This is a genomic window from Serratia sp. Ser99 (assembly GCF_024519545.1).
Taxonomy (GTDB): domain Bacteria; phylum Pseudomonadota; class Gammaproteobacteria; order Enterobacterales; family Enterobacteriaceae; genus Serratia; species Serratia liquefaciens.
Genome location: NZ_JALJRT010000001.1, coordinates 173,359 through 195,345, shown reverse-complemented (window position 1 = coordinate 195,345; position 21,987 = coordinate 173,359). Strand labels below are relative to the sequence as shown.

At 57.3% G+C, this 21,987-nt stretch carries 26 protein-coding genes; 14 read left to right on the top strand and 12 right to left on the bottom strand.

Features of this window, described 5'->3' with window-relative positions; translation table 11 throughout:
- Positions 1-62: 62 nt before the first annotated feature.
- From NR114_RS00985 to NR114_RS00965, 5 genes are all read left to right on the top strand, one after another.
- A complete protein-coding gene (locus NR114_RS00985; RefSeq protein WP_046374146.1) occupies positions 63-716 on the top strand; it encodes a metalloregulator ArsR/SmtB family transcription factor in 654 nt (217 codons plus the stop codon).
- Positions 717-881: 165 nt separating this feature from the next.
- Entirely contained in the window at positions 882-1,796 is a 915-nt protein-coding gene (gene yedA / locus NR114_RS00980; RefSeq protein ID WP_142815664.1) for a drug/metabolite exporter YedA, read from the top strand.
- A gap of 193 nt (positions 1,797-1,989) precedes the next feature.
- Complete coding sequence (locus NR114_RS00975; RefSeq protein WP_162838007.1) at positions 1,990-2,166, top strand: hypothetical protein; 177 nt, start codon at positions 1,990-1,992, stop codon at positions 2,164-2,166.
- A gap of 314 nt (positions 2,167-2,480) precedes the next feature.
- On the top strand, positions 2,481-2,846 hold the full coding sequence (locus tag NR114_RS00970) for a DUF6516 family protein (protein WP_046374149.1): 366 nt from the start codon (positions 2,481-2,483) through the stop codon (positions 2,844-2,846).
- Positions 2,847-2,848: 2 nt separating this feature from the next.
- Positions 2,849-3,226, top strand: coding sequence for a transcriptional regulator (locus tag NR114_RS00965; RefSeq protein WP_048761481.1), 378 nt, complete (start codon positions 2,849-2,851; stop codon positions 3,224-3,226).
- Positions 3,227-3,245: 19 nt separating this feature from the next.
- Here the strand turns inward: NR114_RS00965 and NR114_RS00960 are convergent, their stop codons facing one another.
- The 6 genes from NR114_RS00960 to NR114_RS00935 all read right to left on the bottom strand — a co-directional run bounded on the left by NR114_RS00960 (position 3,246) and on the right by NR114_RS00935 (position 9,003).
- Entirely contained in the window at positions 3,246-4,025 is a 780-nt protein-coding gene (locus NR114_RS00960) for a phosphate/phosphite/phosphonate ABC transporter substrate-binding protein (RefSeq protein WP_256346233.1), read from the bottom strand.
- Between the two features lie 9 nt (positions 4,026-4,034).
- The gene (locus NR114_RS00955) at positions 4,035-4,811 is read right to left on the bottom strand and encodes an ABC transporter permease (protein WP_116690916.1); all 777 of its coding nucleotides are present in this window, start codon (positions 4,809-4,811) and stop codon (positions 4,035-4,037) included.
- Positions 4,808-5,743, bottom strand: coding sequence for an ABC transporter ATP-binding protein (locus NR114_RS00950; RefSeq protein WP_048761476.1), 936 nt, complete (start codon positions 5,741-5,743; stop codon positions 4,808-4,810). Before NR114_RS00950 ends, NR114_RS00955 begins: the two co-directional genes overlap by 4 nt.
- Positions 5,740-6,894 (bottom strand): ABC transporter permease, encoded by a 1,155-nt coding sequence (locus NR114_RS00945; protein ID WP_234529104.1) that lies wholly within the window; start codon positions 6,892-6,894, stop codon positions 5,740-5,742. Before NR114_RS00945 ends, NR114_RS00950 begins: the two co-directional genes overlap by 4 nt.
- Before the next feature lie 79 nt (positions 6,895-6,973).
- A complete protein-coding gene (locus tag NR114_RS00940; RefSeq protein ID WP_020825872.1) occupies positions 6,974-7,906 on the bottom strand; it encodes an ABC transporter substrate-binding protein in 933 nt (310 codons plus the stop codon).
- Positions 7,907-7,935: 29 nt separating this feature from the next.
- Positions 7,936-9,003: a fatty acid desaturase gene (locus tag NR114_RS00935; RefSeq protein WP_234529068.1), complete on the bottom strand. Its 1,068-nt coding sequence runs from the start codon at positions 9,001-9,003 to the stop codon at positions 7,936-7,938.
- 240 nt (positions 9,004-9,243) lie between these two features.
- On the opposite strand from NR114_RS00935, the gene nudI reads away from it, so the two are divergent.
- A complete protein-coding gene (nudI, locus tag NR114_RS00930) occupies positions 9,244-9,669 on the top strand; it encodes a nucleoside triphosphatase NudI (protein WP_020825870.1) in 426 nt (141 codons plus the stop codon).
- A 51-nt stretch (positions 9,670-9,720) separates the two neighbouring features.
- Here the strand turns inward: nudI and NR114_RS00925 are convergent, their stop codons facing one another.
- Together NR114_RS00925 and NR114_RS00920 are read right to left on the bottom strand one after the other, a co-directional pair.
- A complete protein-coding gene (locus tag NR114_RS00925; protein ID WP_234529067.1) occupies positions 9,721-10,107 on the bottom strand; it encodes a cell envelope integrity TolA C-terminal domain-containing protein in 387 nt (128 codons plus the stop codon).
- A 35-nt stretch (positions 10,108-10,142) separates the two neighbouring features.
- Positions 10,143-11,051 carry a LysR family transcriptional regulator gene (locus NR114_RS00920; RefSeq protein ID WP_256813877.1) on the bottom strand — a complete coding sequence of 303 codons (909 nt, stop codon included), beginning with the start codon at positions 11,049-11,051 and terminating at the stop codon, positions 10,143-10,145.
- Positions 11,052-11,193: 142 nt separating this feature from the next.
- Here NR114_RS00920 and NR114_RS00915 point away from each other — a divergent pair, with 142 nt between their 5' ends.
- Genes NR114_RS00915 through NR114_RS00905 form a run of 3 tightly spaced genes read left to right on the top strand, consistent with a single transcriptional unit; the run spans position 11,194 to position 14,323 of the window.
- A complete protein-coding gene (locus tag NR114_RS00915) occupies positions 11,194-11,838 on the top strand; it encodes a hydrolase (RefSeq protein WP_020825867.1) in 645 nt (214 codons plus the stop codon).
- Between the two features lie 46 nt (positions 11,839-11,884).
- Positions 11,885-12,430, top strand: a complete 546-nt coding sequence (locus NR114_RS00910; RefSeq protein ID WP_115059469.1) for an antibiotic biosynthesis monooxygenase — start codon at positions 11,885-11,887, stop codon at positions 12,428-12,430.
- 21 nt (positions 12,431-12,451) lie between these two features.
- Positions 12,452-14,323 carry an amidohydrolase gene (locus NR114_RS00905; RefSeq protein WP_234529066.1) on the top strand — a complete coding sequence of 624 codons (1,872 nt, stop codon included), beginning with the start codon at positions 12,452-12,454 and terminating at the stop codon, positions 14,321-14,323.
- A gap of 102 nt (positions 14,324-14,425) precedes the next feature.
- On the opposite strand, the gene NR114_RS00900 is transcribed toward NR114_RS00905, so the two are convergent.
- The 3 genes from NR114_RS00900 to NR114_RS00890 all read right to left on the bottom strand — a co-directional run bounded on the left by NR114_RS00900 (position 14,426) and on the right by NR114_RS00890 (position 16,604).
- Positions 14,426-15,556 carry a Gfo/Idh/MocA family protein gene (locus NR114_RS00900; RefSeq protein ID WP_020825864.1) on the bottom strand — a complete coding sequence of 377 codons (1,131 nt, stop codon included), beginning with the start codon at positions 15,554-15,556 and terminating at the stop codon, positions 14,426-14,428.
- Positions 15,557-15,794: 238 nt separating this feature from the next.
- Entirely contained in the window at positions 15,795-16,418 is a 624-nt protein-coding gene (locus NR114_RS00895) for a glutathione S-transferase family protein (protein WP_234529065.1), read from the bottom strand.
- The gene (locus NR114_RS00890) at positions 16,419-16,604 is read right to left on the bottom strand and encodes a DUF1127 domain-containing protein (protein WP_046374161.1); all 186 of its coding nucleotides are present in this window, start codon (positions 16,602-16,604) and stop codon (positions 16,419-16,421) included. It abuts the gene before it with no gap.
- A 178-nt stretch (positions 16,605-16,782) separates the two neighbouring features.
- On the opposite strand from NR114_RS00890, the gene NR114_RS00885 reads away from it, so the two are divergent.
- The 5 genes from NR114_RS00885 to NR114_RS00865 all read left to right on the top strand — a co-directional run bounded on the left by NR114_RS00885 (position 16,783) and on the right by NR114_RS00865 (position 21,482).
- Positions 16,783-18,237 carry a PLP-dependent aminotransferase family protein gene (locus NR114_RS00885; protein WP_048761448.1) on the top strand — a complete coding sequence of 485 codons (1,455 nt, stop codon included), beginning with the start codon at positions 16,783-16,785 and terminating at the stop codon, positions 18,235-18,237.
- An 83-nt stretch (positions 18,238-18,320) separates the two neighbouring features.
- Positions 18,321-19,205: an oxidoreductase gene (locus NR114_RS00880; protein ID WP_048761445.1), complete on the top strand. Its 885-nt coding sequence runs from the start codon at positions 18,321-18,323 to the stop codon at positions 19,203-19,205.
- A gap of 8 nt (positions 19,206-19,213) precedes the next feature.
- Complete coding sequence (locus NR114_RS00875) at positions 19,214-20,239, top strand: AraC family transcriptional regulator (RefSeq protein ID WP_020825859.1); 1,026 nt, start codon at positions 19,214-19,216, stop codon at positions 20,237-20,239.
- Positions 20,236-20,910, top strand: coding sequence for an epimerase (locus NR114_RS00870; protein WP_020825858.1), 675 nt, complete (start codon positions 20,236-20,238; stop codon positions 20,908-20,910). Before NR114_RS00875 ends, NR114_RS00870 begins: the two co-directional genes overlap by 4 nt.
- Before the next feature lie 71 nt (positions 20,911-20,981).
- Positions 20,982-21,482: a DUF523 domain-containing protein gene (locus NR114_RS00865; protein WP_234529551.1), complete on the top strand. Its 501-nt coding sequence runs from the start codon at positions 20,982-20,984 to the stop codon at positions 21,480-21,482.
- On the opposite strand, the gene NR114_RS00860 is transcribed toward NR114_RS00865, so the two are convergent.
- Positions 21,479-21,895 carry an NUDIX hydrolase gene (locus NR114_RS00860; RefSeq protein ID WP_048761435.1) on the bottom strand — a complete coding sequence of 139 codons (417 nt, stop codon included), beginning with the start codon at positions 21,893-21,895 and terminating at the stop codon, positions 21,479-21,481. The genes NR114_RS00865 and NR114_RS00860 overlap by 4 nt on opposite strands.
- Positions 21,896-21,987 lie beyond the last annotated feature (92 nt).

Below are 21,987 nucleotides of genomic sequence, written 5' to 3'. Positions count from 1 at the left end.
TGATATTGCGTTAAATTTAACAAGAGTTAACTTGGAATAATGGTAGGGCGAGGCGGAGAAATATGTCAAGAATAAACTTGGAAAATGGCGGTAGTCCCGCACAATCGGTCAGTGACCGTTTGCTGACACTATTAAAAACCCGCGGCCCACAACAAGCGTCTGATGCAGGAAAGGTTCTTGGCACCACAGGTGAGGCTGCGCGCCAGCAGTTTGTCAAACTGGCCAAAGACGGGCTGGTTGAAGCCGTGGCGGAAACCCGCGGCGTCGGCCGACCGGTGCAGCTCTGGCACCTGACCGCCGCCGGCAATGCGCGCTTTCCGGATACCCATTCAGAATTGACGGTACAGTTGCTGCGTACCGTACGCGACAAGCTGGGCGAGCAGGCGATTGAATTATTGATTGACACCCGCGAGCAAGAAACGCGGATTAATTACAAACAGGCGATGATTGGCGCTACCGACTTGCAGGAACGGGTTCAGCGTCTGACGGCCATTCGTTGCCGCGAAGGCTATATGGCCGAATGCCGTACTCAGGAAGACGGCTCCTTTCTGTTGGTAGAGAACCACTGCCCTATTTGCGCCGCCGCTACCGTTTGTCAGGGGTTCTGCCGTGCTGAGCTGAGTATTTTCACCGAGGTGTTGCAGGCGCAGGTTGAACGTTCCGAACATATTCTGGCCGGTGCACGCCGCTGCGCCTACCGTATTTCGCTGCTGTAATCGGCACTCGGCTCAAGGCTATCTGCAGGCTGGCGTTCTCTCTCGATTCTCATCGGTTCGCCAGCCGACCTTGCCGTTAAAAAATAGTGAAAAGCGTTGCTAATCTTCCGTGCGATCGGGTTTACTGAGTCCTCTAATAATAACCTCCCTGCAGAATAAATATCCATGCTGAGTCAAAGTAGCCGTAACGTCCTGCCGTTAATCGGGGCGCTGTTCACGTTATATATTGTCTGGGGTTCTACCTACTTCGTTATTCGTCTGGGCGTGGAGAGCTGGCCACCGCTGATGATGGCCGGGATCCGCTTTTTGGTCGCCGGCATAGTGCTGTTCAGCTTTTTAGCGTTGCGCGGCCATGCATTACCAACCCCCAGGCAGTGGCTGGCCGCTGGCACTATCGGTATCTTGCTACTCGCGGTGGGTAACGGTCTGGTGACCGTGGCGGAACACCAGCACGTACCTTCCGGTATTGCCGCCGTGATGGTCGCGACGGTACCGCTGTTCACCCTGTTCTTCAGCCTGTTTTGGGGCATGCGCAATACCAAGCTGGAGTGGGCAGGTATCGCATTGGGCCTGGTGGGGATCGTATTGCTCAATACCGGCAATAACCTGGTGGGCAACCCTACCGGTGCGTTACTGATCCTGCTGGCTTCCGCCAGTTGGGCCTTTGGCTCGGTGCTGGGGTCACGTATTTCGCTACCGGCCGGACCGATGGCGGGCGCGGCGGAGATGCTGGTTGCCGGAGTGGTTCTGCTGGTCGTCAGTCAGCTCAGCGGCGAACGCCTGACGCAGATGCCCAGCGCCAAAGGTTTCTTTGCGCTGGGATACCTGATTATCTTCGGTTCCATGTTGGCCATTAGCGCCTATATGTTTTTGCTGAAAAACGTGCGTCCGGCGGTAGCCACCAGTTATGCCTATGTCAATCCGGTGGTGGCCGTGCTGCTCGGCATCGGTTTTGCCGGCGAATCGCTGGCACCGCGTGAATGGGCGGCGCTGGTGATTATCGTAGCGGCGGTGGTGCTGGTGACGCTGGGCAAATTCCTGTTTGCTCGCCCGGTCAGTCGCATAAGCAGGGAAAGGTAGAGGCGCTGCACGCTGCGGCCGAATTAATCGGGGCGAATGTATTCGCCCCCTACAGCGGCTGGAGTGACAAATCCACCGGAAACAGATTTAAACGCTGCAGCTTGAAAGACGACGGGTATTAAAACGATTCTTGTTTCATATTACGAAGCGTCTATAATTCCCGTTGTTCCTGGCAACCTGCGAAATCATCCCCATGCTGAAAAAATCGTTCATTATCGTTATCTTTCTGTGTGCCTTTGGTTCACTCGGCGGCGTATTCCTGGCCGGGCTGAATATGTACACCCGTTCCACCACGCCGCTAGAAGAGACCGCCACGTCACACGAAGCCGCCGCCACTGCCACTCCGGCAGAGAGCATTCAGGCCAAGTGATGCGTCCCGCGCTGGCAGCGTTGTTGTAAAAAAACGCTGCAGTCGCCTGACGCGCACCGGTATCTGCAAAGGGCGCGGTAACCGCCTCATTGCTCCATTTCAGCAGCAATTCCCCTTCTCTTCTTTCGCCAACCGTTGGTGCGATTTTCTGCGCGCTGCCGCCGACAGAAACGTCAACAAATTACCGCTGTGTTCAACCCCATTCTGCGGTCAAAGTCTCATCTATTCAGTCTGCCACTCTTCCTGATGAAATAGCATTGACCGTAAAACACTCAAGAGTTATGGTTAAATCATAACTTTCTGGAGTACTGAAAATGGATGCAAGCAATGGACTGGACTACATCCTTAGCCTTCATGGCACCCGAGTAAACCGTGAAGATGGCTACTGGTGGAAAATAGAAGCATGGAAAGTAACCAAAACGGCTTTCATTCCCCATGGCATACGCTACAACTTGACGCTGCATGATAAATACAACACCCGAGTGTTTGGCATCGACAATGCCCATGCCATTAAAGTCCCTAGAAAAGGGCGATTTTCAGGCCGAATACTTTACGACCACCAACATCAGACGCCCACGGATAAAGGCTCACCCTATGAGTTTCATTCCGCTTTTCAGTTGGTGGAAGATTTCTTCACTAAAATCGATGAAGTCATAAGCAAGAGAGAAAACCGAGGTTGAAGATGAAAGCACTGATTGGCGTAATGCCTGAAGAGTTGATCCGCAAACGGATACTGGCCATTGCAAAAGGTGAATACCAGCCGCAGGAGCGTGAACCGCAGGTCTGGTTCACCTCAATGATTGCTTTGGCCCAGGTGCTCAGCAATGAAAATATTGCCTTGCTGCGGATGATTGATACGGAAAAACCGGAAACCATGAGCCGATTGGCGGAACTCTCCGGTCGGCAAATAAGCAATCTTTCCGCCACGCTGAAAACGCTCAGCGGCCACGGTCTGGTATCGATGGAAAAACGCGGCCGAACGGTCAAACCCAAAGCCTTATTTACTGACTTCGAGATCATTGTCGATCAAAAATTGAACGCACGCTTTAGCGCCGCCTGAACGCAGGCCAGTCATAAGCTTACAGCGTTGTCACCCCGCGGGCGGCGGCCTGCTGCTCCAGCTCGGTGATTATTTGGTATGCCGAACGCGGCACCAGGCTGAAATCGCCGATCAGCAGATTGTCGCTTACCGCTTCGCCCAGCATCGCCTTCGCCCCGGCACGCAGTATTTCCAGCTGTTCCAGCGGGGTCTGCGACGAGGTAATCAAGGGTAGCCCCGGCACGCTGGCCGTTCGTCCAATAATTTTCAGCCCGGCCAACGCCTGTGGCCGTGCCCGTTTCAACAGTTCCAGGCTGACGCAGTCGACGGCAGCAATGTCTGCCTGGCGGTTTTGGATCAGCTTGAGCGACTGATAGTGCGCCCCGGAGGCGATGGCAGCACTGAAGAAGCTGCCGTTCTGTGCCAAGGGTGCGATCAGCGCACGCAAGCTGTTATGCCCTGACTGAGAGTCGGTACTGTTGTATGCGGCGATCCGGCCGCGAAAATCCGCCAGCCGCTCGCCTGGGTCGTCGTCGCGCACCACTAACCAACTGCTGTAATTCGCGCCCTCACAACCCTCGACGCGGTAGTGATAAGTCCCGATCAGCTGCACCTGCTGCAGGCTGCTGACCAGCGGATAACCGCAGGTTTGGCTGAGCAATAAATCGTCCTGTAGCCAGTGCTGAGCCAGGTCGTGCGGCCAGACGAGCTGTTCAGGAGCCAGCGGCAATCCCAACTGCAGTAATTTACCGCGCAGCACTCGCCAGAAAGATTCGGCCGGCTGATGGGTCACGCCGTACATCGGCAAAGATACTTGCATCCTATTCCCTTACCCCGCAGAAGAAGCCGCCTGCGTCTGCTGACGCCAGGCGGTGAGATAGCGCACCCAGCGCTCAAACAGCATATCGGTAATGATCGCCAGCAGCGCCACCACTACCGCGCCCTGGATCACGTAGGCGGTATTAAAACCGCTCAGGCCAATGATTATCGGCGAACCAAGCGTTTTGGTGCCGACGGTGGAAGCGATTGCCGCCGTGCCGATATTGATGATCACCGAGGTCCGAATACCGGCAACAATCACCGGCGCCGCCAGCGGCAGTTCGACGCGCCACAGAATTTGCCTGGCGCTCATACCAACCCCTTGCGCAACCTCGCGGGTCGCGCTGGGTACCGATTCAATACCCGTCAGCGTGCCCTGCAAGATCGGCAGCAAACCGTACAGCACCAGTGCGATAATCGCCGGCTGTTCGCTAAAGCCCATCACAGGTACCGCTACCGCCAGCACCGCCACGGGCGGAAAAGTCTGGCCGACCGCTACCACGGTTTCCACCAGCGAACGAAACGCCTTACCGGCAGGGCGCGTCACGCCGATCCCAGCCGCTACGCCAATCACCACGGCGATCAGACTGGAGACCGCGACCAGCAACAGATGTGCCCACACCAGCGAGATAAAACTGTCCTGCTGATACACCGGCCTTTCCAGATCGGGAAACCAGGCTGCAAACAGGCCATGCAAATGATTCATGCCAAACACCAGCGCCAGCAGCAGGGCAAAGGTCCAGGGCAGCGGATCGCGCAGCCAACGCAGGGCTTTAGGCGCACTCATGACAGCGCCTTTTGGGCAATCAGATCGTTGAAATGCAGCACGCCGAGTGCCTCTCCTTGCTCCCCCACCACCGGCAAGCATTCACTGCCGCGCGCCACAAATACCGACAACGCTTCACGCAGGTTCATGGTGGAGGAAATAGGTTCACCGTCCGCATGCCCGGGCCGCACCCGTTCCGCCACCGTGCCTAAAGAAAGCAATTTGATGCCTCGATCGCTTCGGCCAAAGAAATCGCGCACAAAATCGTTGGCCGGTGCAGTCAGTAGCTCCAGTGGCGTGCCTTGTTGCACCACACGGCCCTGATCGAGCAACACGATGCGATCGGCCAATGCCAGCGCTTCGTCAATGTCATGCGTCACCAGTACGATGGTGCGCCCGGAGAGATGATGAATACGCGCAATCTCCGTCTGCAGCGCGGTGCGCGTTACCGGATCGAGAGCGCCAAAGGGTTCGTCCATCAACAACACTTCCGGATCGGCAGCCAACGCGCGCGCCACTCCCACCCGCTGCTGTTGCCCGCCGGAAAGCTGGTGCGGATAACGGTGTCGGAACAGTTCCGGCTCCAGGTGCAACAGCTCCAGCAATTCGGTCACCCGATCGCGGATCCGTGCCCGCGGCCATTTCAGCAATTGCGGCACGGTGGCGATGTTCTCCTCTACCGTCCAATGCGGAAACAGGCCGATCGACTGAATGGCATAGCCCATGCGGCGCCGCAGATCCTGCGGTTTGAATTTTTGGATCTCTTCATCGGCAAAGTAAATTTTGCCCTGATCGTGTTCGATCAGCCGGTTGATCATTTTTAATGTGGTGGATTTACCGGAGCCTGAGGTACCGATCAGTACGGCAAATTCGCCTTTGGCAATCTGCAGCGTCAGATCGTCCACCGCCGGCTTACCCTGAAAAATCTTGCTGACCTGATTAAACTGAATCATCGGCGTGACACTTCCAAAATTGAAACCATAAATTTAAACAGCGAATCGACGATTACCGCCATCACGATCACCGGGATCACGCCCAGCAGCACCAGATCCAGCGCGCTGCTCAGCAAACCCTGGAAAACGATGGCGCCGAAACCTCCGGCACCGATCAACGCGGCTACCACCGCCATACCGACGGTCTGCACCGCCAGAATGCGCACGCCGGTCAGAAACAGCGGCAAAGCCAACGGCAGCTGTACGCGAAAGAAAATCTGGCCGCGCGTCAGCCCCATACCGCTGGCAGATTCGATCACGCTGGCGGGCACGCTCTGTAACCCGGCCACCACGCTGCGCACCAGCGGCAACAGGGCGTACAACACCAGGGCGACTATCGCCGGCGCCATGCCAATGCCGCTGACGCCGTGTTCCGCCAGCCAGGGCACCGCCTTCGCCAATCCGGCCAACGGTGCGATCAGCAGGCCGAACAGGGCAATCGACGGCACGGTCTGGATAATGTTCAGCGTGGAGAAGATCGGGGTTTGCAAACGGGATGAACGAAAACACAACACCCCGAGCGGCACGCCGATCAGCAGCGCCGGGACCATCGTCGCCAGCAGAATAGTCAGGTGCTGCAACAGCGCGGCATCAAACACATCTTGCCGGTTGTAATATTCTTTCAGCAGCGAAAGCTGATCCAACTGATGGCCGAACAGCAGCGCCAGCGCAGGCAATATCACCAGCAGGTTGCCGAGCATGCGCCACAAATGCGAAGACGTGATGCGGGTGATGGCATCGGCAGCCATCAGCAGGCTCAGCGCCAGCATCAGCCAGCAGCCGCTGCCCCAGGAGGTACGCGCCAGTTTGGAACCATCCTGCGCCAACTGCTGCGCAGCATGCCCGCTCAGCCAGAAGGTGAGCGCCAGCAGCGCTGCAGCCGCCAGCGCGGTCAACAATGCATTGCGCCTGAGCGGTGGCAACAGGCTGAGCACTGCCAGCACCAACAGCGGGGCCAATAGCCACAGCGCCGGGCCGTGCAGCAGGGAAATCAGGGAAATGCTCTTGCCCGACAGCAGGCGATTGGGGGCATAGCTGAGGAACGGCAGGCCAAATGCGGCCAGCAGCAACAAAACAAGCAGCGTCAGTAATACGCGGTTTTTTACGGCAATAATCAAAGAAACTCTCCGGCTCCATAGTCAATGGGCCCTGCTCTCCCTCTCTCCCATGGAGAGAGAGGGAATATCAGCGCTATCCCTTAACCAATCCTTTTTCTTTCAGATAAGCGGCCGCAACCTGTTTGGCATCCTGACCTTCCACCGCGATCTGCGCATTAAGTTTTTGCAGCGTCGGGCCGTCCAGCGTTGCAAAGACCGGCTTCAGCAACTCGGCGATATTGGCGTGCTGTTTCAGCGCGGCTTCACGAATGATCGGTGCCGGTGCGTAAATCGGCTGCACCCCTTTTGGGTCTTCCAGCGTTTGTAGCCCCAGAGCCGCCACCGGGCCATCGGTGCCGTAAGCCATGGCCGCGTTCACGCCGGAGGTTTGCTCCGCCGCCGCTTTAATGGTCACCGCCGTGTCCCCTCCAGCCAGCGACAGCAGTTGATCCTGATTCAGCTTAAAGCCATAGGCATTCTGGAATGCCGGCAGTGCGTCCGGACGTTCGATAAATTCCGCCGAGGCCGCCAGTTTGAACTTGCCGCCGCCGTTGATCCATTTGCCCAGATCGGCCAGCGTCTTCAGGTGGTTGGCGTCCGCCACGTCCTGACGGATGGCAATAGTCCAGGTATTGTTGGCCGGCGAAGCATCCAGCCAGACAATTTTGTTCTTGTCGTAATCGAGTTTTTTGACCTTTTCAAAACCGGCCTGGGCGTTCTTCCACGCCGGATCTTTTTCATCGGAGAAGAAAAATGCGCCGTTGCCGGTGTATTCCGGGTAGATGTCAATCTCGCCGGAGGTGATCGCCCCGCGCAGCACCTTGGTGGTACCGAGCTGTAATTTGTTGGTGGTTTTGATGCCGTTGGACTCCAGCACCTGCACGATGATGTTACCCAGCAGCGAGCCTTCGGTATCGATTTTTGAGCCCACGCGCACCGTATCGGCCGCCTGAGCCACGCCGATACTCGCGGCAAGTAAACCCAGTGCCAAAGCGAAAACGCGACCACGTAATGGGGTGATTGCCATACTTTTTCCTCTTGTTGTGTATTTTCCGGCTATTTGGCCAGATCGATTGGAAAATCCTGAGACGCGCGTTTCCATCGCACGATAAAAGTCTCCGCCGGCCAGGCTTCGGTTTCGCCCTGAACTTCCTTTAGCGCCTCGCCGGCGTTAAACGGATGAACCCCAACGGCGACCGGGGTAAAAGCGTATTCGCTGACCCATTGGCCATAGCCCTGCACCACAAATCCCTGGCTGCGCTGCTGGTAAGCACCGCGCTCCGCCAGATAGACCTGCCTTAAACCGTACCACGGCAAGCCGGGGAGATCATGGTGAACTAAATGATAGTTCAGATTGAGAAACAGCAGCCGCCACGGCCAAGCCGCCTCATTAATAATAGAACGTGCCTGCGGAGCTTCAACGGCGCGGTGCTCAAAAAACGATCTTATCTTGGTCAGCGCCAGCGCTGGATAGCCGATCGCCAACAGGTAAAACGCCGTGCCAATGCCATGTTGCTTCAGCCAAACCAGCACTGCCGCCAGCAGCAGCAGATGCACCAACCACATCGCCAACGTGCGCAGTTCACCGGCGGCAATCGCTTTCAGCGCATTAACCCCCGTCGCGACGATATCCAGCGCCGGACCGAACACAATCCGCCCACTAAGCGTATTGCGCACCTTGGCCAACAGCGGAAACAATCTGGGATAACGCTGCCACTGTGTCTGACTGAAATAATAACTTTCGGGATCTTCATGCGGGTCGGTCAGATGTTCATTGCGGTGATGCTGAATATGCGAATCGCGATACAGCCCATAGGGATACCACACCGCCAGCGGCAACAGGCCAAAGAGTTGATTGATGCGGGGCCACCGCGTCGGATGGCCGTGGATCAGCTCATGCTGCAACGACATATACCAGGTGGCCAACAAAATCAGCAACGGCGTGCCAAGCCAGGGTCCCAGCGACTGCCAGTAGTGCACCACCCCAAACCAGCCGCCGTACACCGCCGCCATGATGCCCCAGGTCGGCAACTCGCATCGCCAATACCAGCGCTGGTTAAGCTGTTGGATCCAAAGGTGTTGTGCAGAATGCAAATAATGGCTGTGGCTTTTGGCTGAGGACATGCGGCGGCTCGCTGTGGGTCATTTTCCTCAGTATCTGCGAGCAGCGCAGGCGCTCAAAATAACGAAAGCGGTAAAGCAAAGTTAAAAATCAGCTATTTATGCCGCTTTTATTGATGGCGCTCCCATTATCGCGCGTTCATTGAATTCAACGCCGTCCGCCAGCAGCGATTGCTGGTAAGATCCGAGTCGAAAAGCCTTTGCCCACGTTAGCAATAAAAATTCGTCACATCAGGAGGTTGCATGCGTCAACGGATCATTGTCTGCCCAATCATTGAGAATAATGGCGAGTATTTACTCTGTAAAATGGCTGATGACCGCGGTGTTTTTCCCGGCCAGTGGGCATTGTCCGGCGGTGGCATGGAACCGGGAGAGACCATTGAGCAAGCGCTCCGTCGTGAGATCAGAGAAGAATTAGGCGAAGCGCTGCAGATCACACAGATGACACCCTGGACTTTCAGAGATGATGTCCGCACCAAGACATATCCTGACGGGACACAAGAGCCTATCTATATGCTGTATCTGATCTTCGATTGTGTCAGTGCCAATCGTCAGATCACCGTCAATGAAGAGTTTCAGGAAGTGGCCTGGGTGAGGCCTGACAAGTTAGGTGAACTTGACCTCAATGAGGCCACCCGCATCACCTTTGCGCAGAAGGGCATGTTGTAACAGGTATTTTGCTCACCGCATCCCGGCATCCGATGCGGTAAGCCATCGGCATCAGGGAACGAAATCCAGCACCGAGCTGTTGAATAAGGCGTATTCGGTCTGACTGGTCATTTTGGGCAGTTTGGCGCGCTGTACTGCCTGACTTGCTACAGCGCAAAACTCAGCATCGCCTGCCAGTACCTTGAAGTCCTTCAGGGAGCCGTCCGGTAACAGATGAATGCTGATCGAACAGGTTTGGGATTTGTATTTGCCGAGCGTCGGCATTTCTTGCGTAATGGCACGACGCATTCTTTCCGGGTAGTTGCCCGACGGCGGCTGCACCGATGCCGCGGCAGCCATCGGTTTTTCCAGCCCGACAACCTCGGAACCGCGGTCCGTATTACAACCGGCCAGCAACGGTAACAACGCTACCAAAAGCCACATCCCTGTTTTCATCATTCTGCATCCTTGTCGTTCCGCACAATGGCGGGGCATCAAGATGCCGGGTACAGGCTCCCGGCATCGGCACACTGCTGCAAGCGTTCACGCCACCATTTGGACGCCAAACCGGCGTTATTCTCACGCCAGCCAAAATAAGCGACGTCGCTGCAGCGCTCAGATTCGACGTTTTTCGCGACCAACTCGCCACTTTTCAGGTAAGGTTCAGCCAAATAACGCGGCAAATAACCACAGCCGAGACCGCTGAGCTGCGCCCGCAACTTGGCGTCGAAACCGAATATCGTCAAGGTGTCCTGCTCCTCGAGAATATTCAGGTTCTGCGGTGCGTTCACCCTTGAGGTATCACGCACCACCACGGCTCGGTGCTGACGAATCTCCGCCTTCGGCAAAGGCTCCGCCATTGTCGCCAGCGGGTGTTGCGGCGCGACGGCAAATACGTAGTCCAACCGACCCAACTGACTAAAAGCATAGCCTACCCGCGACGGGGGTTCACAAATCGCGCCAATAATAATATCCGCACAACCATAAACCAGCGACTCCCAGGATCCCGCCAACACCTCGTGACTAACGCGCAGCCGGGTATGGTGATTCTGCTGATAAAACTCTTCCATCAGCGGCAACAGGCGCTCAAAAGGAAACGAGGCATCGATACCGAGAGTGATCTCGCTTTCCCAGCCGTTTTCCACATAGCGAGCCTGCTGCTCCAAATCCTGCGCGGCGCGCAACAGTACCCGGCCCTTTTCCAACATCAACTTGCCGGTATCGGTGAATTTGGCGCGGTGGCCTGAGCGATCGTGCAAGGTGATGTCGAGATCGCTCTCCAGTTTTTGCACCATATAGCTCAACGCCGAAGGTGTTTTAAACAGCACGGCGGCGGCGGCCGCAAATGACCCATGCCGATCGAGCGCATCCAAAATCAATAACGCCTCCAGGTTTAACCTCATCACTTCCTCTCCGTGTATAAAAAAACTCAACAAGACGGCAAAAATTCTGCGCTATCTTTGAAATCAGCCCCTGCCTACCATGCGGTTTATCGACGTTACATTCACCCGTTGTTAAACATAAGTCTTTCTGGGAAGGTAAATAATGTCTAAGTTTCAATTGCTTGATAAAGATAATTCTGCACTGATTTTCATTGACCACCAGCCGCAAATGTCTTTTGGCGTGGCCAATATTGATCGCCAGCAGCTGAAAAACAACGTGGTCGGTCTGGCGAAAGCCGGCAAGATTTTTAATGTTCCCACCCTTTTCACCTCGGTTGAAACCGAAAGTTTCAGCGGCTATATCTGGCCAGAACTGTTGGCGGTTCACCCTGAAATCACCCCGATTGAACGCACTTCGATGAACTCCTGGGAAGACGCAGCCTTCGTAAAGGCCGTTGAAGCCACCGGTCGCAAAAAGCTGGTGATTTCCGCGCTGTGGACCGAAGTCTGTCTGACTTTCCCGGCGCTGATGGCGCTCGAGGCAGGCTATGAAGTTTACGTGGTCACCGACACTTCCGGCGGTACCTCGGTGGATGCGCATGAGCGTTCCATCGACCGTATGGTGCAGGCCGGTGCCATCCCGGTAACCTGGCAGCAGGTGCTATTGGAGTATCAACGCGACTGGGCGCGCAAAGAGACTTATGACGCGGTTATGGAACTGGTGCGCGAACACAGCGGTGCTTACGGCATGGGCGTTGACTACGCTTACACCATGGTGCATCACGCCCCGGCGCGGGTGGCGAAATAAACCTTAACCCCGGCCGCGTCGCCGGGGTTTTTCTGGAGTCGGTGCTATGGCCCACCCGCAGCATGTCACGCTAGTTATCACTCACCGTTTGGCGCCGGGGCAGGAACCGGCCTACGAGGCCTGGCTGAAGCGCATTATGCCCGAAGCCGCCAACTTTGCCGGACATCTGGGCGTTAACGTGATCCGCCCCACCGGTCATGAGCAGGCCTACACCGTACTGGTTCGTTTTGACAATCTCGACAACCTGTCCCAGTGGGTGAATTCACCGCTGCGCAAACGCTACATCGAGGAAGTTTCGCCGCTGCTGCTGGAGAGCGACAGCATTGAAATTCGGCCCGGCGCAGAATTCTGGTTCACGCCGCCGAGCGCCAATACCCGCCAGCCCGCCAAGTGGAAACAATTTTTGATCACCCTGCTGGTGATTTTTCCGTCCACCAATCTGGTGCCCTGGTTTTGGGGAAACCTGCTGCCGCAGTTGAACGGCACGCTGGTCGGCCACCTGCTTAATGACGCCACCGTCGTCGCCCTGGTGGTCTTCCTCTGGATGCCGATAGTCACACGCATATTTCATCAATGGCTCACCCGCCGTTAGGCGGCCTGCCGGGAGAACGTTATGAGTAACTCTGCTTCCCTGATTATCACCAACGGTAAATTTCACACCGTCGATCGCGAGGCGCCTACCGCCCAGGCGATTGCTATCCGCGACGGCAAATTCCTCGCCGTCGGCAGTGAAAACGACGTTATGCAGCATGCAGGACCTGAAACTCAGGTGATTGACCTGCACGGCCACACCGCCGTCCCCGGCCTCAATGACTCGCACTTGCACCTGATCCGCGGCGGTCTGAACTACAATCTTGAGCTGCGTTGGGAAGGCGTGCCGTCGTTGGCCGATGCGCTGCGCATGCTGAAAGAGCAGGCACTGCGTACCCCCAGCCCACAATGGGTACGGGTGGTCGGCGGCTGGACCGAATTCCAGTTCGCGGAACGCCGCATGCCAACGCTGGACGAAATCAATCAGGCGGCGCCGGACACCCCGGTGTTTATTCTGCACCTGTACGATCGCGCTTTACTCAACCGAGCCGCGCTGAAAGTGGTGGGCTACACCAAAGACACGCCAAACCCGCCGGGGGGTGAGATCCAGCGCGATGGCAACGGCAACCCAACCGGCATGCTGATTGCCAAGCCTAATGCCATGATCCTGTATGCCACGCTGGCCAAAGGGCCCAAGCTGCCGCTTGAACAACAGGTCAATTCCACCCGTCAGTTTATGCGTGAGCTCAATCGCCTGGGCCTGACCAGCGCCATCGACGCCGGCGGCGGCTTCCAGAACTACCCCGATGACTATCAGGTGATTTCCGAACTGCACGATAAGCAGCAACTCACTCTGCGTATCGCCTATAACCTGTTCACTCAGCGACCGAAGCAGGAGCTGGAAGATTTCCAGCTGTGGACCGACATGCTGAAACCCGGTCAGGGCACCGATTTTTACCGTCATAACGGTGCCGGTGAAATGTTGGTGTTCTCCGCCGCCGACTTCGAGGATTTCCTCCAGCCGCGTCCGGATCTGCCGGAAGGTACGGAAGATGAGCTCGAGCGCGTAGTGCGCCATCTGGTCGAGCACCGCTGGCCGTTCCGCCTGCATGCCACCTATGACGAATCCATCAGCCGCATGCTGAACGTGTTCGAAAAGGTGAACCGCGATATTCCGTTCAATGGCCTGCACTGGATCTTCGACCACGCGGAAACCATCTCAGAACGTAACATCGAGCGGGTGAAAGCGCTGGGCGGCGGCATTGCCGTACAGCATCGCATGGCATTTCAGGGGGAATACTTTGCCGAACGCTACGGCAAAGAAGCCGCCAAACAGACGCCGCCGGTCGCAAAAATGCTGGCGGCCGAGTTGCCGGTAGGGTTAGGCACCGACGCCACCCGCGTGGCCAGTTATAACCCGTGGACGGCGCTGTATTGGCTGGTGTCCGGCCGTACCGTTGGCGGTATGGCGATGTACGACGACAGTGCGCGACTGGATCGCGAAACGGCCCTGATGTTGTGGACCCAGGGCAGCGCCTGGTTCTCAACCGAACAGGGTAAAAAAGGACAGATTAAGGTCGGACAGTTAGCCGATCTGGCCGTGCTGTCGCAGGATTATTTCAGGGTACCCGAGGAGCAGATCAAGGGGATTGAATCGGTGATGACGGTGGTGGACGGCAAGGTGGTGTACGCCGCCGGCAGTTTTTCACCGCTGGCACCGCCGGCAATTCCGGTACTGCCTGACTGGTCGCCGGTGACCCAGGTGCCGGGGCATTATCGCTCTGCCCCTCCTTCTGCCGCGGCCCGCGTCGGGGTGCTGAGCCAGGCGCACCAGTGTTGCGGCCCTTGCGGCGTGCACGCGCATCAGCATGACGTCGCCCGCCGTTCCAGCATTCCTGTTTCAGACGACAATGCCTTTTGGGGCGCATTCGGTTGTTCCTGCTTCGCTTTTTGATTGGCAGGCTATCACCGCAGCAAGTTATCAAGCTAATAGCTTATTAACTTATTAGCCAGTTAAGCTATGACGCTCTCAAGTTGTGAGCGTCATAGCCCTGGGTTAATCGCGATTAATTTCCAGCCAGCGCCGTTGTTCGGCGGAGGCGGCTATCGCATCCAGCACGCAAGATACTTTCCAGCCCTCTTCAAAGTCAGGCCACATGCGATCACCGGCGGCAATGCCGTTAACCAGGTCGCGGATCTCCACCGTTTTCTGATCGTTAAAACCAATGCCGTGCCCTGCGCTAATACAGAAGGCGGCGTAATCCGGATGCTTAGGGCCTACCAGCAGCGTTTTAAACCCTTGGCGCTCCGCCGGCTCATCGTGACGATACAGCTTCAGCTCCGCCATTCGCTCCTGGGTGTAACTTAACGTACCCTTGGTTCCGGTGACCACGTAGGTCAGCCCCATCTTGCGCCCGCAGGCAATGCGTGAAGTCTCGATGGTACCCATGGCGCCACCGGCAAAACGCACCAGCGCGCTGGCCTGATCCTCATTTTCAACCTGATGCATCAGCGTAGGGTCTTTCGCATCCGGGCGCTGTTTGATGATGGTCTGCATATCGCCGGAGACCGCCACAATGTCACCCACCAGGTAATGCGCCATGTTGACAATATGCGCCGCCAAATCGCCCAGCGCGCCTAACCCGGCCGTGGCCTTGCGGCAGTGCCAGTCGATAGGCGTACGCGGATCGGCGAGATAATCTTCATTGTGGGTGCCGTAAAAATGCACCACTTCGCCAATCTCGCCATTGGCGATAATTTCGCGCGCCAGCTGGCTGGTCGGGTTCTTCATATAGTTGAAACCCACCAGCGTTTTAACCCCCTTGGCGCGAGCAGCCTGCACCATTTCAGCGGCGTCTTTGGCGTCCAACGCCAGCGGTTTTTCAGAATAAACGTGTTTGCCGTGGCGAATCGCTTCCAGCGCCATCTCCTTATGCAGGAAATTCGGCGCGCAGATATCCACCACATCAATAGCCGGATCGGCCACCAGCTGGCGCCAGTCGGCGGTCGAACGAGAGAAACCAAATTCCGCAGCGCGCTGCTGCGCCAGCTCCGGCGTCACTTCCGCCAGCATTTCCAACACCAGTTCCCCCTTCAGTGGAAATACCGTGGCAGCCTGCGCATAAGCAATAGCGTGGCAGCGCCCAATGTAGCCGGTGCCAATTAAACCAACGCGTACCTGTTTCATCACCCTCTCCCGTTACCTGTATCCGTAATCTGGTCAGCGCGCCACCCAATGAAACGCACCGTCTGTGATACGGTTATATGAAATATAAATTTCAATAACAAGCAAAGAGAAAAATAAAACTCATATCCGTGATGCCGTTCATGAAACCTTGCAGACGGGAATGTAACGAGGCAGCCTCGAGGGTACGCTGCGTCTTCTGGCCAAAGATGTCAGGCCAAAATGAATATTTTATTTCATATCATGGCAACCCGTTGGCACCATACAGCAAGAAACCCGGCCGCTGTTGCAGCCGTTGCAAATACCCTTGTAACCCTGGGTAATCCGGGCGCGAGAAAGGCGTCATCAGCCAACGATTGAGCGACAGCCCAATGACCACATCCGCCAGGCTAAAGGTCGTGCCAGCAATATAAGCATTCCCCTGCGCCAAATGCTGTTCGAGCATGCCCATTAACCTGTTCCACTCCCGCTCCGCCGCTGCCAGTCGCTCCGGATCCTGGTAGGCGGCATCCTGGCGAACTCGCGACATGAAAACATAGCGCCAGGCGTTGTTGAGATCGGTGGCCTGCCAGTCCATCCACATTTCTACCGCTGCCCGTGCGCCCAGTTCTGTCGGCAACAGATCCTGACGCCCTTCCCGGCCCGCCAGGTAACGACAAATCGTGTTGGATTCCCACAGCACCCGATCGCCGTCAATCAATACCGGCACCAGGCCATTGGGGTTGAGGGCCAAAAACTCCGGTGTTTGCGTGGATCGAAAACCACTGCCCCAGTCTTCTCTGGTCAGCGGCAACGCCAGTTCATGGCTGGTCCACAATACTTTGCGCACATTGATCGACGAGGCCTTACCCAACAATTTCAACATTTATGTTCTCCAAAAAGGCTTGCGCCCTTCTTGCATTGCCTGTGCGCGCGACAGACCAATGTCCGCCAGTTGAGCATCGTCCAACTGCAACAAAGATCTACGGGTGCGATAACGCTGCAGGTACAACTGCCAAAGTGGAAATCTCGCCCGGTGCTGTACCGGTTCGCCCTCAACAGAAATGCTCATCACAGGTCCTCTTTCGGTTTGGCCACGAAACCTATGATGCTGATCGCGCGAAAAACAATACAGATTCAGGGCGTTGATATTTTTTCCATACAAAAGCTGTCTCTGCCTATCTGAATGGTCTAATTTAATCTCATCTGTACCGGTTTTTTCCTCAACCATTCTCACTTTGGGTATCTGTATGACACGCTACGCCACCCTGGCCGCGCTCCTTAGCCAACGCATCGAACAGGGGCTCTATCCGGCCGGCGATCGTCTGCCGTCGGTGCGCGCGCTAAGCCTGGAACACGGCGTCAGCATCAGCACGGTGCAACAGGCCTATCGCCTGCTGGAAGAGAGCCAACTGGTGGAAGCGCGCCCCAAATCCGGCTATTTCGTACAAAGGCGCCGCACTCTGGCCGAGCTTCCTGCCGTCACCCGTCCGGTGCAGCGACCGGTGGATATTTCGCAGTGGGAGCAGGTACTGGAACTGATCCGTAATAAACCACGCGAAGATGTGATCCAGCTCGGCCGTGGCATGCCGGATATCAGCGAACCTACGCTGAAACCGTTGACCAAAGCGCTGGGCACCCTGGGGCGTCACGGCGATCTGCGCAGCCTGCTCTACGACAGCATTCAAGGCGTTATCGGCTTGCGTGAACAAATCGCCCGGCTGCTGCTGGACTCCGGTTGCCAGATTAGCGCCGACCAGTTGGTGATCACCACCGGCTGCCACGAGGCGTTGTTCACCGGCCTGCGCGCCGTCTGCCAGCCGGGGGATATCGTGGCGGTAGACTCCCCCTGCTTTCACGGCACCATGCAAACGCTGAAAGGGTTGGGCATGAAGGCGTTGGAAATCCCTACCGATCCGCTGACCGGGATCAGCCTGGAGGCGCTGGAACTGGCGCTGGAGCAGTGGCCGGTGAAAACCATTCTGTTGACGCCCAACTGCAATAACCCCTTGGGTTACATTATGCCGGAGGAGCGCAAACAGCGTTTGCTGACGCTGGCGCAGCGCTACGATGTGACGATCATCGAAGACGACGTATACGGTGATATCGCCTACCAATACCCAAGGCCTCGCACCATCAAATCCTTCGATGAAGACGGCCGGGTATTGCTGTGCAGCTCGTTCTCCAAAACGCTGGCGCCCGGCCTGCGCATCGGTTGGATTGCCCCAGGGCGTTATCTGGAGCGCGTGTTGCACATGAAATATATCGGCACCGGCTCTACCGCGACCCAGCCACAGCTGGCGATTGCCGAATTCATCCGCCACGGCCACTATCTGCAACATTTGCGGCGCATGCGTACCCGCTACCAGCAGAACCGGGACGTGATGACCGGATGGATTATGAAGTACTTCCCGCCCGGTACCCGTGTTAGCCAACCGCGCGGCGGCTTTATGCTGTGGATTGAGCTGGATGAAGCGTTTGATACCCTGCGGCTAAATCGCCATTTGGAACAACAGGGTGTGCAGATCGCCGTCGGCAGCATTTTTTCCGCCTCCGGTAAATACCGTAACTGCCTGCGTATCAACTATGCGCCCAAGCTGACGCCAGAGATTGAACAAGCGGTGCAACGGGTTGGCGAGACCATTCAAATGCTGATGCTGGCGCACGCCCCAGAGCGCGACATCACATTGGCGCGATCGGATTAAACTCTGGCGCAATCGGATTATCCGCATGTGGACGAACCTTCTAGAGTAGAACCTCTTCAACAAGCAGGTACAGGAAGGTGGTTATGTCTCAGTCTCAGGTATGGTTAATTACCGGCAGTTCACGCGGTTTGGGCCAGCAGTTGGCGCAGGCTGTATTGGCCGCCGGCCACCGTCTGGTCGCGACCGCACGCCAGCCACAGCAGTTACAGTCGCTGGTGGAACAGTACGGTGAGCAAGTGGTCACCGTGGCGCTGGACGTTACTGACGCCGTGGCCGCCAAACGTGCGGTACAGACAGCAATAGACAGCTTCGGCCGACTGGATGTGGTGGTCAACAATGCCGGCTATGGCAACATCGCGCCGGTGGAAGATGCCGATGAAGCCGATTTCCGCGCCCAGGTCGATACCAATTTCTATGGCGTTTTTAACGTCACCCGCGCGGCGCTACCGGTGCTGCGTCAACAGGGCAGCGGCCATATCATTCAGATCTCCACCATAGGCGCACGCCTTGGCGTACCGGGTCTGAGCGCTTACCACACCGCCAAGTGGGCGGTCGAAGGCTTCTCCGAATCGCTGGCAAAAGAAATTGCGCCCTTCGGCGTGAAGGTGACCCTGGTTGAACCCGGCGGTTTCCGCACCGACTGGGCCGGCTCATCAATGACCATCGCCCCTGTCAGCGCCGCTTATCAGGCAACGCTTGGGCCCATGCTAGACTACTTACAACAGCATAACGGCCACCAACCCGGCGACCCGGCCAAGGCCGCGCAGGTTATCTTGCAGATCGCCGAGATGGATGAACCCCCGCTGCGCCTGTTACTCGGCAGCGATGCGGTATTTATCGCCGGACAGGTGCAGGCCGAACGGGAAGCGGCGGATGCCAAATTCCGTTACCTCAGCCTGAGCACCGACCGGGACGATAGCCAAGCGGATCACGAAACCATGGCGGCGTTAGTGGCCGGCAAATCATAAGGAACACCATGAGCAGCGATCAAATCCCGGTCTCCAGCGCCTTAGCCATTCGTCTCAAAGCGCTGGGGGTGGATATTGAAAAGCTTGGTCAACTGGCCGGCCTCCCCAGCGGGCTGCTCAGCCACGGGCGCGAAAAGGTCAAGCTTTCCACCAGGCAGTTCTTTGATATTTGGCAGGCGCTCCCGCGCCTGACCGATGATACGGCCTTTGGTCTTCGCCTCGGCAGTGACGTCGCACCGGAGCATTACGATATCGCTTCGGTCGCGGCGCTGCATTCGGCGACGCTGGGGGAGGCCTTGCAAAAAGTCGCCCGCTACAAGCGGTTGGTGTGTCCCGAAGAACTGACGCTGACGGAAGACGGCGAGGCCGTGCGGTTGCACACCCGTTGGACCATGGCCGAAGGTCATGCCCCTGAACTGTTGGTGGACGCCATGTTTGCGTCCATCACCACTCTGTGCCGTCGTGGCACCGGCCTGGCTATTCAACCGAGGGCGATTGAACTGACGCGGCACCACGATCCCGCTTCGCCGTTGCTGCGCCATTTTAGCTGTCCGATCCGCTTCGACGCCCCGTTGGACGTGTTGATATTTGATCGTGCGCTGATGCAGCAGCCCTTTATCACCTATAACCAGGACATGCTGGCCGTGCTGCTGCCTGGGCTGGAAGCCGAGTTAGCCAAGGTCGAGCAGGACGACAGTTTGCCCGCACGGGTGATGGCAATCCTCACCCGTAGCATGCGCGGACAACGACCCAGCGTGAACAGCGTGGCTGCCGAGCTGTACCTCAGCCCACGCACCCTGCAGCGTCGTCTGCAACAGCACGGCTACAGCTATCAGCAACTGTTGGATAAAACCCGCCACCGTACGGCCTGTCATCTGCTGTCGGATACCGATCTGGAGCCCGGTGAAATTGCCTTCGTGCTCGGGTTCGAAGAACTGAATTCATTTAGCCGCGCCTTTATGCAATGGGAATCACAAACGCCGAACCGCTGGCGTCATCAACGCATCGCCGGGCGTCAGGAGAACAGGTTATGAAAGTGATAATATTCGGCGCCAGCGGCATGGTCGGGCAAGGCGCACTGCGCGAATGTCTGCTCGATCCGCAGGTGACGGAAGTGCTGAGCATCGGCCGCAGTGAACTGGCGCAAAGCGATGCCAAGCTCCGCCAACTGACGTTGCCCGATCTGAGTGATTTGTCCGCCCTGGAGACTCAGCTCAGCGGCTACGACGCCTGCTTCTTCTGCCTTGGCGTATCTTCCGCCGGCATGAGCGAAGCACGCTACCGTGCCCTGACCTACGATCTGACGCTGGCTGCGGGCCGCCCGCTGGCGCGGTTAAACCCGAACATGGTCTTTATTTATGTCTCCGGCGTCGGCACCGACAGCAGCGAGCAAGGCCGCAGCATGTGGGCACGGGTCAAGGGCGCAACCGAAAATGCCTTGTTGGCGCTGCCGTTCCATGCGGTGATGTTCCGCCCGGGCGTTATCGTGCCGCTGCACGGCATCCGCTCCCGAACCCGGCTTTATGATCTGCTGTACCGGCTTTTTAAACCGCTGTGGTTTGGCGCCCAACGGCTGTTTCCCAATCAGGTCACCACCACCGAACGTATCGGACTGGCAATGTTGGCCGTGGCACGGCGCGAGACAGACTTGCGCATCCTTGAACCGGTGGAGATTAACCGTTTGGCCCTGCCCTCGGCGGGTTGATTCTGCTATGTTAAAGCCGCGCGCGTGGGCCACCTGTGCCACGCTTTCGCCACTGCGACAGAGACAGACCCATGCCGTCAAAAATTTTATTCAGCGCCTGCCTGGCCGGTTTTAAAGTTCGCTATAACGGTTCCGATAAACCGTTGCCCCATCTCACCCTGCTGCGCTGGCAGCGCGAAGGCCGTTTGGTGGTTTGCTGCCCGGAACTGGCCGCCGGCTTTTCCACGCCACGTCCCTCAGCAGAAATCACTCCGACCGCCGAAGGGGCCACGGTGCTCGCGCAACGGGCTCGGGTTATGGAGATCAGCGGCGGTGACGTCACCGACAGTTACCTGCTTGGCGCCCATCTGGCGCTGGAAACCGCGCAGCGCCACGGCTGCCGCTTTGCCCTGCTCACCGACGGCAGCCCGTCCTGCGGCAGCCAATTTATCTACGACGGTTCTTTCAGCGGCCAGACCAAACCCGGCAGCGGCGTCACCGCCGAACTGCTGCGTCAAAATGGCATTGAGGTCTTTTCCGACCGTCAGTTGGAGGCGCTGATCGCCCGGGTGGAGGCCGAGGAGCTACCCTAACGCTGCAGGTGCTCCGCCAGCCGCTGTTGAAGATGGGAGATCCCCTGCGGGTGATGGATAAAGCGGTCGAGTGTCATCATCTGCCAGCGCTGCCCTTCATCGCCAAAGCGAATGGCGGCAATCTGCTGCGGGGTGATTTCACCCAGCATAAACCAGGTCGGTGGATAGCCAGCGAAAATCCCCTCGTAGCGCTGCTGATGACGAACCTGCCCCGCGGCAATCCGCAGGCCGAACTCTTCCAGGGTTTCCCGCTGCACGCATTGCAGCGGCGTTTCCTCGTTTTCGCGCCCACCACCGGGCAGATCCCAGCAGCCAGGCCAGGGAATGTCGGGCTTGTCGTCTCGCTGATAGGTCAGCACGCTGTTGCCGCATAACAGCGCGATTTTCGCGCCGCCAAAATGCTTATCCGTCATCCCGCCTGGCTCCCGTTTTCGCCATTGAGCTAACATCTTACCTCATCGGAGTGCGCGCTGGTGTATAGTGAAAAACCGTTTTCACCACAGGC

What these genes read in the sequence shown, in the direction of transcription:
- NR114_RS00940 (WP_020825872.1), bottom strand. Translation starts at nt 7,906, where the DNA reads ATGGCAATCACCCCATTACGTGGTCGCGTTTTCGCTTTGGCACTGGGT.
- NR114_RS00950 (WP_048761476.1), bottom strand. Translation starts at nt 5,743, where the DNA reads ATGATTCAGTTTAATCAGGTCAGCAAGATTTTTCAGGGTAAGCCGGCG.
- yedA (WP_142815664.1), top strand. Translation starts at nt 882, where the DNA reads ATGCTGAGTCAAAGTAGCCGTAACGTCCTGCCGTTAATCGGGGCGCTG.
- NR114_RS00880 (WP_048761445.1), top strand. Translation starts at nt 18,321, where the DNA reads ATGTCTCAGTCTCAGGTATGGTTAATTACCGGCAGTTCACGCGGTTTG.
- NR114_RS00925 (WP_234529067.1), bottom strand. Translation starts at nt 10,107, where the DNA reads ATGATGAAAACAGGGATGTGGCTTTTGGTAGCGTTGTTACCGTTGCTG.
- NR114_RS00985 (WP_046374146.1), top strand. Translation starts at nt 63, where the DNA reads ATGTCAAGAATAAACTTGGAAAATGGCGGTAGTCCCGCACAATCGGTC.
- NR114_RS00890 (WP_046374161.1), bottom strand. Translation starts at nt 16,604, where the DNA reads ATGAGCATTTCTGTTGAGGGCGAACCGGTACAGCACCGGGCGAGATTT.
- NR114_RS00960 (WP_256346233.1), bottom strand. Translation starts at nt 4,025, where the DNA reads ATGCAAGTATCTTTGCCGATGTACGGCGTGACCCATCAGCCGGCCGAA.
- NR114_RS00965 (WP_048761481.1), top strand. Translation starts at nt 2,849, where the DNA reads ATGAAAGCACTGATTGGCGTAATGCCTGAAGAGTTGATCCGCAAACGG.
- NR114_RS00885 (WP_048761448.1), top strand. Translation starts at nt 16,783, where the DNA reads ATGACACGCTACGCCACCCTGGCCGCGCTCCTTAGCCAACGCATCGAA.
- nudI (WP_020825870.1), top strand. Translation starts at nt 9,244, where the DNA reads ATGCGTCAACGGATCATTGTCTGCCCAATCATTGAGAATAATGGCGAG.
- NR114_RS00935 (WP_234529068.1), bottom strand. Translation starts at nt 9,003, where the DNA reads ATGTCCTCAGCCAAAAGCCACAGCCATTATTTGCATTCTGCACAACAC.
- NR114_RS00875 (WP_020825859.1), top strand. Translation starts at nt 19,214, where the DNA reads ATGAGCAGCGATCAAATCCCGGTCTCCAGCGCCTTAGCCATTCGTCTC.
- NR114_RS00910 (WP_115059469.1), top strand. Translation starts at nt 11,885, where the DNA reads ATGGCCCACCCGCAGCATGTCACGCTAGTTATCACTCACCGTTTGGCG.
- NR114_RS00905 (WP_234529066.1), top strand. Translation starts at nt 12,452, where the DNA reads ATGAGTAACTCTGCTTCCCTGATTATCACCAACGGTAAATTTCACACC.
- NR114_RS00970 (WP_046374149.1), top strand. Translation starts at nt 2,481, where the DNA reads ATGGATGCAAGCAATGGACTGGACTACATCCTTAGCCTTCATGGCACC.
- NR114_RS00895 (WP_234529065.1), bottom strand. Translation starts at nt 16,418, where the DNA reads ATGTTGAAATTGTTGGGTAAGGCCTCGTCGATCAATGTGCGCAAAGTA.
- NR114_RS00955 (WP_116690916.1), bottom strand. Translation starts at nt 4,811, where the DNA reads ATGAGTGCGCCTAAAGCCCTGCGTTGGCTGCGCGATCCGCTGCCCTGG.
- NR114_RS00865 (WP_234529551.1), top strand. Translation starts at nt 20,982, where the DNA reads ATGCCGTCAAAAATTTTATTCAGCGCCTGCCTGGCCGGTTTTAAAGTT.
- NR114_RS00975 (WP_162838007.1), top strand. Translation starts at nt 1,990, where the DNA reads ATGCTGAAAAAATCGTTCATTATCGTTATCTTTCTGTGTGCCTTTGGT.
- NR114_RS00870 (WP_020825858.1), top strand. Translation starts at nt 20,236, where the DNA reads ATGAAAGTGATAATATTCGGCGCCAGCGGCATGGTCGGGCAAGGCGCA.
- NR114_RS00920 (WP_256813877.1), bottom strand. Translation starts at nt 11,051, where the DNA reads ATGAGGTTAAACCTGGAGGCGTTATTGATTTTGGATGCGCTCGATCGG.
- NR114_RS00860 (WP_048761435.1), bottom strand. Translation starts at nt 21,895, where the DNA reads ATGACGGATAAGCATTTTGGCGGCGCGAAAATCGCGCTGTTATGCGGC.
- NR114_RS00915 (WP_020825867.1), top strand. Translation starts at nt 11,194, where the DNA reads ATGTCTAAGTTTCAATTGCTTGATAAAGATAATTCTGCACTGATTTTC.
- NR114_RS00900 (WP_020825864.1), bottom strand. Translation starts at nt 15,556, where the DNA reads ATGAAACAGGTACGCGTTGGTTTAATTGGCACCGGCTACATTGGGCGC.